At 30.0% G+C, this 16628-nt stretch carries 16 protein-coding genes and 1 riboswitch; of the genes, 3 read left to right on the top strand and 13 right to left on the bottom strand.

What is annotated here, in order from left to right; genetic code table 11:
• Positions 1–19: 19 nt before the first annotated feature.
• Entirely contained in the window at positions 20–1174 is a 1155-nt protein-coding gene (locus tag KIB46_RS10630; RefSeq protein WP_291671813.1) for an SH3 domain-containing protein, read from the bottom strand.
• Positions 1175–1336: 162 nt separating this feature from the next.
• Here KIB46_RS10630 and KIB46_RS10625 point away from each other — a divergent pair, with 162 nt between their 5' ends.
• On the top strand, positions 1337–2515 hold the full coding sequence (locus KIB46_RS10625; protein WP_156560313.1) for a cation diffusion facilitator family transporter: 1179 nt from the start codon (positions 1337–1339) through the stop codon (positions 2513–2515).
• 121 nt (positions 2516–2636) lie between these two features.
• Here the strand turns inward: KIB46_RS10625 and KIB46_RS10620 are convergent, their stop codons facing one another.
• The 4 genes from KIB46_RS10620 to KIB46_RS10605 all read right to left on the bottom strand — a co-directional run bounded on the left by KIB46_RS10620 (position 2637) and on the right by KIB46_RS10605 (position 5652).
• Positions 2637–3167, bottom strand: a complete 531-nt coding sequence (locus KIB46_RS10620; protein ID WP_156560311.1) for a PH domain-containing protein — start codon at positions 3165–3167, stop codon at positions 2637–2639.
• Between the two features lie 218 nt (positions 3168–3385).
• Entirely contained in the window at positions 3386–4108 is a 723-nt protein-coding gene (locus tag KIB46_RS10615) for an amino acid ABC transporter ATP-binding protein (RefSeq protein WP_055184805.1), read from the bottom strand.
• The gene (locus tag KIB46_RS10610) at positions 4095–4760 is read right to left on the bottom strand and encodes an amino acid ABC transporter permease (RefSeq protein ID WP_291671809.1); all 666 of its coding nucleotides are present in this window, start codon (positions 4758–4760) and stop codon (positions 4095–4097) included. Before KIB46_RS10610 ends, KIB46_RS10615 begins: the two co-directional genes overlap by 14 nt.
• Before the next feature lie 61 nt (positions 4761–4821).
• Entirely contained in the window at positions 4822–5652 is an 831-nt protein-coding gene (locus tag KIB46_RS10605; RefSeq protein WP_291671807.1) for a transporter substrate-binding domain-containing protein, read from the bottom strand.
• Positions 5653–5940: 288 nt separating this feature from the next.
• Between KIB46_RS10605 and KIB46_RS10600 the strand changes: the two genes are divergently transcribed.
• Entirely contained in the window at positions 5941–7026 is a 1086-nt protein-coding gene (locus KIB46_RS10600; protein WP_156560301.1) for a PRK06851 family protein, read from the top strand.
• A gap of 10 nt (positions 7027–7036) precedes the next feature.
• Here the strand turns inward: KIB46_RS10600 and KIB46_RS10595 are convergent, their stop codons facing one another.
• The 8 genes from KIB46_RS10595 to sfsA all read right to left on the bottom strand — a co-directional run bounded on the left by KIB46_RS10595 (position 7037) and on the right by sfsA (position 15803).
• Positions 7037–9136, bottom strand: coding sequence for a UvrD-helicase domain-containing protein (locus KIB46_RS10595; RefSeq protein ID WP_291671805.1), 2100 nt, complete (start codon positions 9134–9136; stop codon positions 7037–7039).
• 78 nt (positions 9137–9214) lie between these two features.
• Entirely contained in the window at positions 9215–11131 is a 1917-nt protein-coding gene (gene ftsH / locus KIB46_RS10590) for an ATP-dependent zinc metalloprotease FtsH (protein WP_291671803.1), read from the bottom strand.
• A 25-nt stretch (positions 11132–11156) separates the two neighbouring features.
• Complete coding sequence (gene lepB / locus KIB46_RS10585; protein ID WP_156560294.1) at positions 11157–11672, bottom strand: signal peptidase I; 516 nt, start codon at positions 11670–11672, stop codon at positions 11157–11159.
• Complete coding sequence (locus tag KIB46_RS10580) at positions 11672–11893, bottom strand: DUF3006 domain-containing protein (RefSeq protein ID WP_156560292.1); 222 nt, start codon at positions 11891–11893, stop codon at positions 11672–11674. The genes lepB and KIB46_RS10580 overlap by 1 nt, the downstream gene beginning before the upstream one ends.
• Before the next feature lie 183 nt (positions 11894–12076).
• A complete protein-coding gene (gene lysA, locus KIB46_RS10575) occupies positions 12077–13372 on the bottom strand; it encodes a diaminopimelate decarboxylase (protein WP_156560290.1) in 1296 nt (431 codons plus the stop codon).
• 113 nt (positions 13373–13485) lie between these two features.
• A riboswitch (Lysine riboswitch) is annotated at positions 13486–13650 on the bottom strand.
• 86 nt (positions 13651–13736) lie between these two features.
• Entirely contained in the window at positions 13737–14408 is a 672-nt protein-coding gene (locus tag KIB46_RS10570; RefSeq protein WP_027097229.1) for a hydrolase, read from the bottom strand.
• A 154-nt stretch (positions 14409–14562) separates the two neighbouring features.
• On the bottom strand, positions 14563–15057 hold the full coding sequence (locus KIB46_RS10565; RefSeq protein WP_291671799.1) for an NUDIX domain-containing protein: 495 nt from the start codon (positions 15055–15057) through the stop codon (positions 14563–14565).
• A gap of 53 nt (positions 15058–15110) precedes the next feature.
• Entirely contained in the window at positions 15111–15803 is a 693-nt protein-coding gene (sfsA, locus tag KIB46_RS10560) for a DNA/RNA nuclease SfsA (RefSeq protein WP_291671797.1), read from the bottom strand.
• Positions 15804–16229: 426 nt separating this feature from the next.
• Between sfsA and KIB46_RS10555 the strand changes: the two genes are divergently transcribed.
• Positions 16230–16559 (top strand): PadR family transcriptional regulator, encoded by a 330-nt coding sequence (locus KIB46_RS10555; RefSeq protein ID WP_291671795.1) that lies wholly within the window; start codon positions 16230–16232, stop codon positions 16557–16559.
• Positions 16560–16628 lie beyond the last annotated feature (69 nt).

Genomic DNA, 16628 nt, shown 5'->3' with positions numbered 1-16628 from the left:
TTATTATATTTTAACAAAACTACCCAAGTTTTATAAAGTATTTTTCAACAAACCCTATTCTTTTTCCTATTGTACTTTGGTACACTATCTTATACCACTCTCCAATTTCCTGAATAACATTAACTCTTTGCGCAGCCAGTAAGTAACCTACTACATAGTTTTCTTCTCCTGCACCTCTTCTTACAGCTAAATTGGTATCTATATTTACAACAGTTCCTTCTCTGTTTATATCTCTTTTTATTACAGGAACAGTTACTTTTCTTTTTTTAGCTATAATATTATTCTCTACCTTAGGAACTTCTATTATACTATCTTCACTTTTACTCAATTTTTCTAGTTCTTCTAAGGCATTGTATGTCTTTATCGGTTGTTTATAAAACTTACTTATTTCTTTTAATGCCTCTTCTTTACTTATATCCTCTATAACTTCTTCTTTTTCTGCATCTAAATCTTCTATTTCTATATATTCTTTATTTAAGTAACCCACTATTATTTTATCTTCAGTTTCATAGGTAGTCTTTACCCATTCTCCTTGTTTTTCGTATATATTAAAGCTATCTTTCGAAGAAATTCTACCTATTACCTCTGATTCATCATTAGGCTCTTTTCTTAAATTTAATGATGAAAGTACTCCCATAATTTTCCCCTTCGCTATAGGAGTCAATTCACTTTCCAACCCCTTTAAAGCAAGTTTAAATCTATTCCACGCCTTCTCATTCACTAATAATTCAGGGCAAATCTTACCTGTAACATCATAATGTCTTTTTACATTATTAATTCCTATACCATAAATATCCCTAAGTTTATTAATTAATACTATAACATTCTTTAAAGTTCTATTTACATCCTTACTATCTCTAATAAACATAGCAACAGAAATACTGTTAGAATTAGTTATGTCCTTGGACGGCTTGTCTCCTACATGCCAACCTCTCCAATCGTCCTCTAGTAACTTTATTACATTCCTTGGTCCTACTAAATAATGTATAGATTCCTTTGCATCCTTCTCTCTAGCAATATAATTTCTATACTCCCTCATAGTAGTAAATCTATTATCTGATATATCATGAACAACTATATATTTAGGCTTTATAAATATTCCTTTTGTATAGTTTATTCCAATTAAGTTTTTAGTTATGCTTATTCCGTTTACTTCTGTAATAGCCTGCTTCATGATATTTCCCACCTCACTTACCACTAATTTACATAATTGATTATACCATATTCCTCCAAAATTAAGTACAGATTTTATGCATTTTTAGTGATATAATTGATTATTATATTTAAGTGATATAGAATAATATATATTTATAGAGAATGATAGGAGTTGATGTTGTTGATATCAAACTTTTTAGTAAAGAAGTTTATAAAAAACAGTGAAGACATAAAAAGCGAAAAGGTAAGAGGTGCCTATGGAATACTTGGTGGTGTAGTAGGAATAATAGTTAATTTAATTTTATTCGCTATCAAACTTACAGTAGGTGTAGTAGCTTCAAGTATTGCTATTATGGCAGATGCATTTAATAACTTATCTGACGCTGCTTCTTCTATCGTTACAATTATTGGTTTTAAAATGGCTGATAAACCTGCCGATGCTGAGCATCCATTTGGACATGGTAGAATGGAATATATATCAGCTTTAATAGTGGCATTTATGGTAATGCTAGTAGGTATACAGTTTATTAAATCATCTTTTGAACGTATTCTTAATCCTGTTAGTATAGCATTTGAATTTATACCATTTATACTATTACTAGTATCAATTTTATTTAAACTTTGGCTATCAAGATTCAATAAATTTATAGGTAATACTATTAATTCTTCTGCATTGAAAGCTGCTTCTGTAGATGCTTTAGGAGATGTTTTTACTTCTTCTTGTGTTACAATTTCATTTTTAGCATCTAAATTTACATCTTTTCCTATAGACGGATATTTTGGTCTTATTGTAGCAGTATTTATAGTATATTCTGGTTATACCCTTATTAAAGAAACTATAAATCCTATTTTAGGAGAAGCTCCTGACCCAGAGTTGGTGAATAGTATTAAAGACATGGTCCTATCATATGATCATATTACTGGCGTTCATGATTTAATTGTCCATAATTATGGCCCAGGAAGGTGCATGGCATCTATTCACGCAGAAATTCCATCTGATATATCAGTTATGAAAATTCACGAAATAATTGATAAAGCAGAAAGAGAAATTTCTAGCAAGTTAAATATATATCTAGTTATTCACATGGATCCTATCTGTATATTTACTGATGAAGTTAAATTAGCTTATGATGAAATTAATAAAATAATAAAATATAATCCTTTAATAAAATCTATGCATGACTTTAGGGTTGTTGGTGAGGGTGAAAAGAAGAACTTAATTTTTGACATTGTAGTTAATCCGGAAAATCTTAAGAAGATTATGAGTGTTGAACAGTTAAAAGAAGATATAATAGCAGCAATTAAATCCATACATCCGCAATATAACTGTATAATAACAATAGATAATGATTATGTATAAAAATCTCCTAGGTAACTAGGTCCTAGATTTATAAATAACTTTAAAAAATAAAAGAACTTTCCAAAAAGAAAAGTTCTTTTATTTTTATATTTATAACAACACGTTTTCTAATTTACTTATTCTATTGAAATTTGATTCCATTTTCTAACAAGTATTTTACTATAATTATAGTTATCTCTCTTTCATCATTAGAATATGATTTTATAAATATTCTATCCTTATTCTTAAATTCAATTCTTACTCCATCAAGGTTTTCTAACTCTTTTAAATACGATATATCTTCTATATTTTTAATTTCTAGTTTTTCTACTTCTTCATATCTAAAATTCATATTAAAAATAAAGATTCTTTTATTAGTAAAAAATAGACCTTGGTAATACACAGTTACAGATGTTCCAGCAGTTCCATTTTTATATGGAACATTTATTTTACTTATAACTATTTCTTCATCCTTATCTAACTTAGCTTCAACTGTTTTCAACATTTTACAATATGCATTTTGTCTTGTTGTGTATTCATCCTCTATAAAGTATTTTTCTAATCCAATACCTTCTTTTCTATATAATACTTTGCTTTCTATATTCTTTATTTCTTCCTTCGTATATATTCTCTTTTCTGCCTCTTCCTTAATCTTAGATTTTAAAATTTCCATCTCAATATACCTCCTATTAACCCTTTATAAACACATAACCCTTTATTGTTATATATTACCATTTTATGTTTTATTTGTAAACACGGTTGAGAAAAGAGCTTTCCAAAAAGAAAAGTTATTTTATTTTTTATTCTTATATTCACCTTACTAGTAACTGAAATAAAAGGAAGTTGCATAGCAACTTCCTTTTACCTAATTATCTTTTTACCTTGTACCTATCAAAGTACCTTTGATAAAAAATCTATTGTTCTTGGATTTTTAGGATTATTGAATATTTCCTCAGGAGTTCCTTGTTCTACAATTACTCCCCCATCCATGAATAAAACTCTATCTCCAACTTCTTTAGCAAACCCCATTTCGTGAGTAACTATAACCATTGTCATTCCGCCCTTGGCTAAGTCTTTCATTACTCCTAAAACTTCTCCTACCATTTCAGGGTCTAATGCAGATGTTGGCTCATCAAAAAGCATAACATCAGGTTCCATTGCAAGTGCTCTAGCTATAGCTATTCTTTGCTTTTGTCCCCCGGATAGAGATGATGGATAGGCTTCAGCTTTATCAACAAGGCCTACCATCTTCAAAAGCTCCATAGCTTTTTTATTAGCTTCCTCTTTATTTATTCCTTTAACCTTAATAGGAGAAATTGTTATATTCTCTAACACTGTTTTATGAGGGAAAAGATTAAATTGTTGAAATACCATCCCCATCTTTTGTCTTAACTTATTAATATCATTCTTTTTATCTGTAATATCATTACCTTCAAATATTATTTTTCCTTCAGTAGGTACTTCTAAAAGGTTAAGGCATCTTAAAAAAGTTGATTTTCCTGAACCAGATGGTCCAATAACAACTACCACTTCCCCCTTATTTATGTGCTCATTAATTCCCTTTAAAACATCATTTTTTCCAAAGCTTTTGTGTAAATTGTTAACGTGAATCACTAGCCTTCAACCTCCTTTCAAGATATCCCATAATTCTTCCTAAAGTAAATGTAAGTATGAAATAAAATATAGCAGCAATCATTAGTGGTTCCATACTCCTATATGTAGCTCCAGTAACTATTTTAGACGCATACATTATTTCCGCAACACCAATTACAGAGGCCATAGACGACTCTTTTATTACTGCAACAAACTCATTCCCTATTGCTGGTAATATATTCTTTATTGCTTGCGGTAATATAATATTCAACATTGCCATTTTACTAGTCATCCCTAAACTTCTAGCTGCCTCCATTTGACCATTATCTACAGCCTCAATACCACTTCTAATTATTTCTGCTACATAGGCTGCAGAATTAACTGATAATGCAATAATTGCTGATGTAAATGCACCCAGCTTTATTCCAAAAGCTGTTAATCCAAAGTAAACAATATATACTTGTAAAAGTACTGGTGTACCTCTAACTATCTCTATGTATATATTGGCAATTACTTTTAATAGTATAAATTTTGATTTCTTCATAAAGCATAGAATACTTCCTAGTATGACACCAAATATAACTGCTAATAAAGCTATTAATAATGTCCATACTAATCCTTCAATAAATAGTGGAAAATATTCACTTAAAAAATTAAAGCTTAAACCTTTCATACTTACTCTCCTTAAAAATATAGTAAGAGTCTCTTAAAACATTAAGAGACTCTATTATTAATTACTCCCCAACTACTTCACTCTTAGATAGTTCAACTGCATCCTTATAGAATGAATCTATCTTTTCTTCGTCAATTAATCTCTTGATTGTCTTATTTATTTGATCTAATAAAGCTTTTTGATCCTTTGGAACGGCAATTGCAGACCCTCCACCTGCTTCGTCTTGAACCTTTTCTTCAGCTCTTGCAAGTTCTGGATGAATTACACTTTGAACATCTGCAACAGGTAATTCAACTATAACTGCATCTAAATTTCCTGCAAGTAAATCTTGAATTAATACTGGAACCTCTTCTAAAAATTTAGTTTTTACATCTGGAATTGTGTTTGCAATATCTGCTTGAATAGAACCAAGTTGAGCTCCTACTTTTAGTCCTTTAAGATCTTCTAATTTTTTAATTTTAGAAACATCTTTTTTATTTATTAATATTCCTTGCTCTGCCTCAAAATAAATGTCTGAAAAATCTACTAGTTCTCTTCTCTTTTCATCTGGTGATAATCCAGATAATCCTATATCAACTTGTCCAGCCTGAACTGCTGTACATATACCCTTAAACTCCATTTCTTCAACTTTAAAGTCAACTCCAATATCTTTAGCTACTTCTTTTAAGATCTCTAAATCCATACCAACCATCTTTTTCTTGCCATTTTCCATAACAAAAAATTCATATGGAGCATAGTCTACACTCATACCTACTGTTAGTTCACCTTTTTCTTTTATTTTTGTTAATGCATCTTTTTCACCTGCATCTTCTCCCCCACATGCAACCATTGAGATTGCCATAGCCCCAACAAGTGTTGTAGCAAATAACTTCTTTAATAATCCTTTTTTCATTTTATATTGTCCCCCTTTATTTTTAAAACTCATCTATCATTCATCATGGTATAATTATACACTAATATTTTATATTTATGCAATACCTTTTGCATATTTTTTTAATATTTTTTCATAGTATTAAAATTTCTCTTTAATATTATGAAAAACTCTTATATTTATACCACTTTCCCTTATTTATCAAGTAAATTTATGCATAATTTATCTTTATAAAACTTTTATCACTTTACTCATATAAGTCATATATTATATTGATTTGAAAATATAATTTGAATATAGGAGCAAAGTATGAATTATTCTAAACAAAGAGATTTATTTCCAGGTGGTAATACCTCCAAAGGTTTTTATTCTTTCTATAGGTATATCTTGACGCAAGAAGATGCTAACAAAATTATTTGCCTTAAAGGTGGGCCTGGTACAGGTAAATCTTCATTCATGAAAAAGATAGGCGCTTACTTTTTAGATCTTGGCTATTCCCTTGAATACCATCATTGTTCTTCAGATAATAACTCTTTAGATGGTCTAGTAATCAAGGAACTTAACGTAGCTATACTTGATGGAACTTCACCTCACGTTGTAGATCCTATTACTCCAGGGGCTGTAGACGAGATAGTAAACCTAGGAACAGCTCTTGATATGGATACACTTAGAAATAACAAAAAAGAACTAATTAGTATTAACAAAGACATAGGAAAAACCTTTAAGCGAGCATACAGATTTTTAGGAGCAGCAAAAAGTGTTCATGAAGATTGGAGCACTTTAAATTATGAGTCCTTAAATTCTTATAAGGTAAACACTTTTATGGATAAAGTAAAAAGTGAAATATTAACCTCCTCAAAATTAGGCTTTGGTGGCGAGAGACATTTATTTGGTACGGCTTTTACACCTAATGGAATAGTCACTTACAATAAGGCATTATCCTCTAATATTGATAAATTATATGCTTTAAAAGGCGGTCCTGGCTTTGGCAAAACTGATATATTAAGATATATCGGATCTGAAGCTCAAAAGCTAGGCTACTTCGTTGAATATTTACACGATCCTCTAATTCCAGAAAGATTAGAAAACATCATAATTCCAGAAATATCAACTGGAATATTTACAACCAATGAAATAAGCAGACTTTCCTATGATTGCACTGTATATGATATGAAAGACCTATGTTCATCTCAAGCTCTATCTTCTAGAAAATCAGAAGTTGAAAGTGATAAAGTTTTATTTGATACTCTTATAACTAAGGCTTTACAGTGTATTAAAAAAGCAAAAAGCTTCCATGATGAACTTGAAAGTTATTATATTAAGGCCATGGATTTTTCTGTAGTTGATGATATATATAAAGACACTTTGAAAAAAATAGAGAAATATACCAAGTAAAAAAGCAGTCTTATGACTGCTTTTTTATTATAGATAATCTATGAAGTGCTCTTGTGCACATAATATATTTAACCAAGCTTGGAGTTTCTTCTCCCTCTTCTAGGATTATTACTCCATCAAATTCTAGACCTTTTGCATAATATGCAGGGATTAATACATTTCCTCCATTGTAGATCAAATCGTCTCTATCAAAGCTCATTATCTTAATTCTTTCTTTTAATAAACCTGATATTTCTGGCATATTTTCTTTATTTTTAGTTATAACCGCTATGCTCTCTAATCCATCTTCTTGATAATCTTCTATTATAGATACAACAGTTTCAACTAAATCTTCCTTAGATGTAGTTTCTTCTTCTATAACAGGCTCTCCTTCTCTAACTAAAGGTATAACCTTATCTTCATTTAAGAATTGACTTGCATATTCCATTATTTGTTGAGTTGATCTATAGCTCTTTAATAAGCTAAATTCCTTAACATCATCTCCAAATACCTCTTCTAAATTTAACATAGCTGGGTCTTCTAATGTTGTAATAAGCCTTTGATTGCTATCTCCAACTATAGTATAGCTCTTACATCCAGTAAGCTCCTTTATAAGCTTAAATTGTGTTGTATTATAATCTTGCGCTTCATCAATTACTACATGCTTATATTCTTTCTTACACTTCTTGCCCTCAAGCATAACCATTAAATATAATATTCCTGCTAAATCCATATATCCAAGAGCTTCAGTATTAGTTATTCTTTTATATAGGCTTACTGTATCTTCGTGATTAATCCATGATTCTAACTCATCTCTAGAATTCATCACCCCTCTAACAATTTCCCTTATTCTTATTCTTCTCTTAAATAAAAGATTGTTCTTTTCAATTTCCAATTCATCTGGGGATAACTTTGATATTTCCTCTTTAATCTTAGCTTCTAATTCCCTTACTAATTCGTCTCTCTTATCCTTAATTTTAGAAGTAAGTATTCTCTTAATCTTTTCACTTCTTCTAAATAGAGGCATATATCCATAATATTTGGTGAATAATTCTTTAATTTCATCTATAGAAACAATATCTTCACCAAAGAATGTTACAGGTTGTATTTTGAAATATTCCTCATTCATCTTTTCTAAAGTCTTATCTAATAACTCTGTAAATTTCTTAGAACTTTTATACTTATATTCTTTAAGAGCTTCTTCATTTCCACTCATTGCTTCTTCTATATATTCAGAAAAACCTTTTACTGGTTCTTCTAAACCTATTTCTGATATAGCAAAGTTTTGGAATGTCATTTGAGTAACTCCACTTTCACCTAAGGTAGGCAGAACCTGACCAATATAATCCATAAATATGTCATTAGGTCCAAGTATTAATACCTTGTCGCCAAATTGCTTCCTAAAATTATAAAGCAAATATGAAACTCTATGAAGGGCTATAGTTGTTTTACCTGAACCCGCAACTCCATTTACTACAACAACCTTATCTTTTGGAGCTCTTATTATTTCATCCTGCTCTTCTTGAATTGTCATTACTATATCTTTTAGCTTTTCACTTGAATTAGATGTTAAAACCATTTGAAGTATATCATCTTTTACATCTATAGCTGAATCAAACAATCCTTTAAGTTCACCTTTTTTAACTATTAACTGTCTTCTTCCTAAAAGATTTGCATTTACAGCTCCATTAGGACAATCATAAGTAGTTTCTCCTAATGTACCTTTATAAAATAGTGATGCAACTGGTGCTCTCCAATCTACTATAACAGGGTCATAACTATCTTCTGGTGTTAACCCAAATCTACCAATATAGAACTCTTCAGCTCCCTCATCCTCTTCTGTGAAAGTTATCTTACCAAAGTAAGGGGAATCCTTTAATATAGTAAATTCCTTTAATCTCTTATCTATAGTCTTAAATGCTTCTTCCTTAACATAATTTTCATGGTCAAAGTATTCAATTACTTTATCTTCATCATCCCTATATTCTTCAATTACTTTTTTTCTATAATCAACTATATAATCTGTTATATTTTTTCTTTTAGATAGATAATTTAAAATTTCATTGTTTAAAATCTTAAGTGTCTCCTCTAGCTTTCCTTCTTCCATAATAAACTCTAAATCCTTATTCAAAAAAACACCTCCAAAATAATTAGGCTAAAAAATCACAGATGTCTATTTTAGACAACTGTGATTTTTTACTATATATTATTATTCGTTATTTGTTTTATCTTCTGTTTCAGTAGTATTATCAACTTCAACAACTGTTTCAGTTTCTATCCCTTCAACTTTTTCTTTAGATTCTTCCTTTTTTAACTCTGGATACTTTTCACATACTATTGCCATGAATTCATCTCCAAATAGAGTTTCCTTCTCTAATAATATCTCAGATATCTTATCTAATAAATCTCTATTCTCTCTTAATAACGCTCTAGCTTTATTATGAGCTTCTTTTATTACTTTTAGTATTTCTTCATCTATCATAGTAGAAGTTTCTTCACTACAATTTCTTACGGCTCTACCATCTAAGTATCTATTTTGCATTGATTCAAGGCCCATCATATCAAATCTTTCACTCATACCATACATAGTAACCATACTTCTTGCAGTTTGAGTTGCTCTTTCAATATCATTAGATGCTCCTGTAGATATTAGCCCAAATACTTCTTCTTCAGCAGATCTACCACCAAGCATAACCATAATTTGATTCATAAGCTCTTCTTTTGAAATTAAGTATTTTTCCTCTTCTGGAAGTTGCATAGTGTACCCTAAAGCTCCCATAGTTCTAGGCACAATAGTGATCTTATGTACTGGATCTGTTCCTTCTAATAAGGCAGCCACAAGTGCGTGTCCTACTTCATGGAATGCAACAGCTTTCTTTTCCTTATCTGAAAGTATTCTATCCTTCTTTTCTTTACCAGCTATTATAACTTCCACAGCATCTCTTAAGTCTTCTTGTAAAACTGATTTTCGTCCATGTTTTACAGCTCTTAAAGCAGCTTCATTTATGATATTTGCTAAATCTGCCCCAACTGCACCTGGAGTTCCTTTAGCTATTTCTTTTAAATTAACCTCTGCATCTAAACATACATTTTTAGCATGTACTCTAAGAATAGCTTCTCTACCTTTAAAATCAGGTCTATCTACAATTATTCTTCTATCAAATCTTCCTGGTCTTAATAATGCCTTATCTAAAATTTCAGGTCTATTTGTAGCTGCCAGTATTACAATACCTTTAGAGGAATCAAATCCATCCATCTCAGAAAGTAATTGATTTAGAGTTTGTTCTCTTTCATCATTACTTTGTAGCTGATTATCTCTACTCTTACCTATAGCATCAATTTCATCTATAAATATTATACATGGTGCTTTAGCCTCTGCATCCTTAAATAATTCTCTTACTCTTGATGCACCAACACCAACAAACATTTCTACAAAACTTGATCCTGATAATGAGAAAAATGGCACCTTTGCTTCACCTGCTACAGCTTTAGCAATAAGTGTTTTTCCTGTACCTGGAGGTCCTACTAATAATGCTCCCTTTGGAAGTTTTGCACCTATTTCAGTATATTTAGCAGGACAATTTAAGAAGTCAATTACCTCTTCTAAGGATTCCTTAGCTTCTTCTTGTCCTGCAACATCTTTAAATGTTACACCAATTTCATTTTCAACATATATCTTAGCATTATTTTTCCCTATGGAGCCCATTCCCCCACCCATTTTACCCATCCTATTGAAAATCATTTTCCACATAAAGAATAAAAGTAACAATGGAATTGCCATAGAAATTAAACTTTCTAATATAACAGACTCCTTTGGATTTGTTCCATAGAATTCTATATCATCTGACTCTTTTAATTCCTTTATTAATTCTTCATCATTAAGATTTACTGTATATAATGTTTTACCTTTATATTCTGAATCTTCACTTGGAGTTATTATTAAATTGTCTTTAGATATAACTATTTTAGTTATTTGCTTTTTTTGCATTAATGCTAAGAAATCATTGTAAGAAATCTCTTGATTCTTATACATATTCCTTCCATAGCTAACCATAAATAATATTGCTCCAATTAATATAAAATACGTCCAAAAAGACGACTTATTCTTTTTAGGTTCCTTTTCCATACCTATATTCACCTCTTTCGTAAAATTACTTTATGCTACCAAAATCCTTAAATGGATATACTTTTATTTGTGCTTTAGCTTCTATATATTTTCCATCAATATATGGATTTATCCACTTTCTAGAATCATGAGATATTGCTCTATTATCACCTAAGAAGAAGTATTTCCCTTCTGGCACCTCAAATTTTCCATAAAAATGATCATTATTTACTACATAATCTTCTTGTAAAACTTCGCCATTTACTGATACTACTCCATCTTCTATATCAATTTTATCCCCAGGAAGACCAATTACTCTTTTAATTAGCATATCATCTAATTCTTCTGATCTAAACACAAGTATATCTCCACGTTTTATGTTATCAAGGTTATATACCCTACTAACAAACAACTGATCATCAACATTTAAAGTAGGAATCATTGAACCTGATGGTATTTCAACTTTAAATATTAAAAACTCCTTAATTAATAAAGCAATTACAAATGCTAGTAAGATTGGTAATATCCAATCTTTTATAAAATTACTCTTTTGATCACTCATTAATCAGCCCACATTCCCTTCATTAAGTTTGAAATTTCTTCTTTTCTTTTTTTAGTTTCTTCTATATCTATACGGAAGTGGCCATCTTTATTTACTAAACAATCTCCCTCTTTAGCTCCACTTTCTACTAAATATTTCTCTACATTTATTATATCTTCTTCTGGTGTTTCTATTACAAAATAGTCACCCTCTATTCTATCTACTACAAACACTTCTTTCATCTATCTATATCTTATCCTTTCTTTCCCCAAATTCATATTTTAAGTATAGCATATTAAATGTTTTTTATAACCTCTTTACAATATATTTAATAAAAAATAAATATTTTATTATTGTTATTATACCCAATATTTCCACATAAAAAAAAGGCTATATAAAACTTAATATAACCTTTTAATAATTAGCTAATTTATTTCATTTTTTATTAAATCTTCATAGCTTTCTCTCTTAGCTACTATCCTTGAGTTACCATCCATTGTCATCACTACTGCAGCTTTTGGAATCTTATTATAATTATTAGACATTGAATATCCATAAGCCCCTGTTGACATGATTGCAAGAATATCTCCAGTTTCACAAACTGGTAACATTGTATCCTTAATTAAGATATCTCCTGATTCACAACACTTTCCAGCTATAGTTACCTTTTCAATACAATCTTCATTCATTTTATTGGCTATGCCACATTCATACTTAGCATCATAAAGAGCTGGTCTAATATTATCAACCATCCCCCCGTCTACTGAAACATACTTTCTTACATTAGGTATATCCTTAATTGCTCCGACTTTGTATAAAGTTATCCCTGCATTTCCAACTATTGAACGGCCTGGCTCTATAGTCAAGATTGGCTTCTTAATATTCAGGCTTTTACATACATAATCAACTTTGTTTAAAATAGCTTTACAATATTCTTTTGTTGTTTTAGGCGAGTCTGCTTCTGTATAGTATATACCAAAGCCACCACCTAAATCTAACTCTTCTATAATATATCCAGTTTCATTTTTTATCTTGTTTATTAAATTAAGCATTACTTCTGCTGCATCTTCAAAAGGATCTAATTCAAATATTTGAGAACCAATGTGACAATGAAGCCCCGATAAATTTATATTCTCTAGAGATATGGCTTTCTTAATAGCTGACATTATAATATCTCCAACTGGTGCAAAGCCAAACTTAGAATCTATTTGACCTGTTCTTATATAATCATGTGTGTGCGCTTCTATACCTGGAGTAATTCTTAAATATATATCTTGTACCTTTCCATACTCCTTAGCAAACTTATCAAGATATTCCATCTCATATAAATTATCTACAATAAACCTACCCACGCCCAATTTTACTCCTAATTTTATCTCATCTAAGGTCTTATTGTTTCCATGAAAATATATTCTTTCCATAGGAACCCCTGCTTTATATGCAGTATACAATTCTCCTCCAGAAACAACATCAAGGCATAAGCCCTCTTCTTTTATTAACTTTGCCATTTCTACTGTTAAGAATGCTTTTCCTGCAAAAGCTACTCTATTTCCATCTTCATCACATTTGAAGTTTTTATAATACTCATTACAGGTATCTCTAAGTAACTTTTCATCCATTACATATAAAGGTGTTCCATATTCTTTTACTAAATTACTTGCCCTAACCCCCCCAATTATTAACTCCTCATCTCTTACTTCCATGCTTCCAAATAATTTCATACATAAAGCCCCCAATTTTAAAATTAACCTTTTAGAGTAAAAAAAATGTCACAGAATCTTCTGTGACTACTACTAAAAACAAATTTAAACTTGTTAAAATACATTATGATAATGTACCTTGTAGCTCATCACACTTTGTGACAGTTATATATATATTCTATATATAACCAGAAAAAGCATCTGCAAATACTATTTCTTCGGCCTAACACCTTTCATTAATCTTCTTCATCTGCCGACTCGGATTAACTACTATTTGCTTTGGCACCTCTACCCTAGGCATATTCTTACTATATTATTTTACTCAAGGTTTAAACTTATGATACCATATTTTTCACTTATTTCAATATTTTTTATCCACATTCTTCTAAAATTCTCTATACTTATCCATTAATTCACTCATTATCTCTGCTGTAGTTGGTGGTGTATATGTTATAGCATTTGCTCCTGCTAATATTGTCTCTTTAATACTTTCTCTTGTTGGACCACCTGTGGCTATAACAGGGAACTCCGGGAACTGCTCTTTTATCTTTCTTACTATCTTAGGAGTATTCTTTCCCCCTGATACATTTAAAATTGTAGCTCCTGATTCAATTCTTTCAGCTATATTTTCATATTCTGATACTATTGTAACAACTACAGGTATATCTATAGTTGCTCTTACTTTCCTAACTACTTCATTTGATGTTGGAGAATTCACAACTACACCCATTGCACCTTTAAACTCTGCATCCATAGCAAGATTTACAACTCTTTTCCCTTGAGTTATTCCTCCTCCTACTCCACAAAATACAGGTACATCAGCTGCCATTATTAGCGCTTCCGTAATAAGAGGCTGTGGGGTAAATGGATAAACTGCGATAATAGCATCTGCATTAGTATTTCTTATAATTGCTACATCTGTAGTAAATAATAATGATTTAATTCTCTTGCCAAATATTTTTATTCCTCCACAATTTCTGATTTCAGGGGGAACTTCAACCACATGATTTCTTAAAGTCCCCTTAATTTCAGGAAGGAACTTGCTTTCTTTCTCCATCCCCTACACTCCCTTTTAATTATTATGTTATTTCCCTAAATATATTATAAAATATTAATTCAGTATTTTTATAAAAAATATATTAATTTTATAAATAAAAGTTATACTCTTATATTACTTTCCCCAAAAAGAGACCTTAGTTTAGAATAAGATCTTATCTTTTTAAAATATCTAGTACTTTTTTAATAACTTTTTTTCCTATTACATCTTCACTCATTAATTCTAAAGACTTACTTAGTTTTTCCCAAGAAACAGCTTCAACCTCATCAGATTTGATTATATGTCCATCCCTATAAAACGCCATAAATGTAAGCATCAATAATTCCTTACCTTCTATATATTCCGTTCCTAAAAATCTAACATTATCAATTTTGATTCCAGTTTCCTCTAAAACTTCTCTATGAACTGTATCCTCTGCCTTTTCATCTATACCTATATACCCTGAAATAAGAACTCTAGAATTTTTATAAATATAACTTTGCTTTAATAATAAAACTTCATCATCTTTAATTACAGCCACCATAATACAAGGTTTAGGCACATCAAAGAATAACAAATCATCTTTTACACAATAGGGTACTCCACCTTCATCCCAACTATATTTTTCTTCTAACTTAGCTCCACACTTAGGACAATAAATAAATTTCATAGCTTACCCCCAAATATAATTATACTATTAACTATATCATAGAGATTTTTCTATCACAATATAATATCTAAAGGCTTATATAAAGTAATACTATCCTCTGTAACCTTACAAGAATAAGCAAAAATATCCACACCATTTTCATTGGCTAATCTTAAAGCTTCTGCAAATTTAGGATCTGTTTCATCATTAGGTGCAAAGGATATTACATCTTCAATTTGTATTAAAAATAATACTCCAGCCCCTCTACCACTTTTCTTAACTTCTATTAACTCAAGTAAGTGTTTTCTTCCTCTATCTGTTGGTGCATCAGGAAATCTACATCTTCTTTCTTCTTCTAGAGTTACACCTTTTACTTCTAAATAATATTCTTCTCCATCATCATTAGATAATTTAAAATCAAACCTACTATCTCCAAAAGTTTTCTCACTTAATATATTATTATATTTTTTCAACTTTTCCACAGCTCCTAATTGCAATGCTTCTTTTACAACCTTATTAGGAATTTGTGAATCAATACTTATTAACTTATCTCCCTTAATGGCAGTTATTAAATCATACTTAGTCTTTCTATTTGGATTTAACTCCTCCCTTAGATAAACTGTACATCCAGGAATCAATATTTCTCTGCATCTTCCTGTATTAGGAACATGAACTACAATTTCTTCCCCATCAATTAATACAGATGCATTAAATCTATTAGGTCTTTTTATAAAGCTTGCTTTTATAATTTTCTTATTATATTTCATTTTTTCACCTCATTATTAACATTATCCACAGATTTAATCCACAGTTTTGTGGATTTTGTGTATAGTTGTCAACAAAAATCACTATCTATATGTAACAAATTCTAACTGATAATATTTTTTTATGCAATATTCTCTATATTGTTGTAGAAATATATCTTATTCATATATATTGTGTCCACAATTATATTAATCTTAATCTCTAATTAAAATAAGTTATCCACATTTTTGTTCACTTTATCCACACTATAAACAAAACCCTGTATTTATCAGCATTCTCCCTGTTAATAACTTATAATAATTATACACATTCACTTTTTAATAAAAAATTAAGAACTCTTAACTTTATATTAAACATCATTCACTATCTTTCATTATATAATACTAAATTATATAATATAGTTACAGAATAACATAGGAGGCTTGGTAATGAACATACAGTTAAAGAAAGGTATCTTAGAACTATGCGTCTTATCAGTACTTTCGAAAAAAGATTGCTATGGCTATGAACTAGTAAATGAAATATCGAAGCATATTTCTATATCTGATGGAACTATATACCCTATTCTTAGAAGGTTAACCAACGAGGGCTACTTCACAACATATTTACAGGAATCTCAAGAGGGACCACCTAGAAAATACTATCGACTTACAGAGTCTGGATATAAAATAAAAAATGAGCTAGAAAGGGAATGGCTGGATTTTCAAAACTCAGTAAACAATATTTTAGATAGTGTAAAGTTTCCTATGAAAAAATAGCCTGTAGCTAATTTTGAATAATAATAAACAAATAACTTTGCAATATCCGTAAAAACTCAAAAATTGAAT

Origin of the sequence: Clostridium sp. (assembly GCF_018372875.1) — a bacterium.
Taxonomy (GTDB): domain Bacteria; phylum Bacillota; class Clostridia; order Clostridiales; family Clostridiaceae; genus Clostridium.
This window is presented reverse-complemented; position numbering and strand designations above follow the sequence as displayed.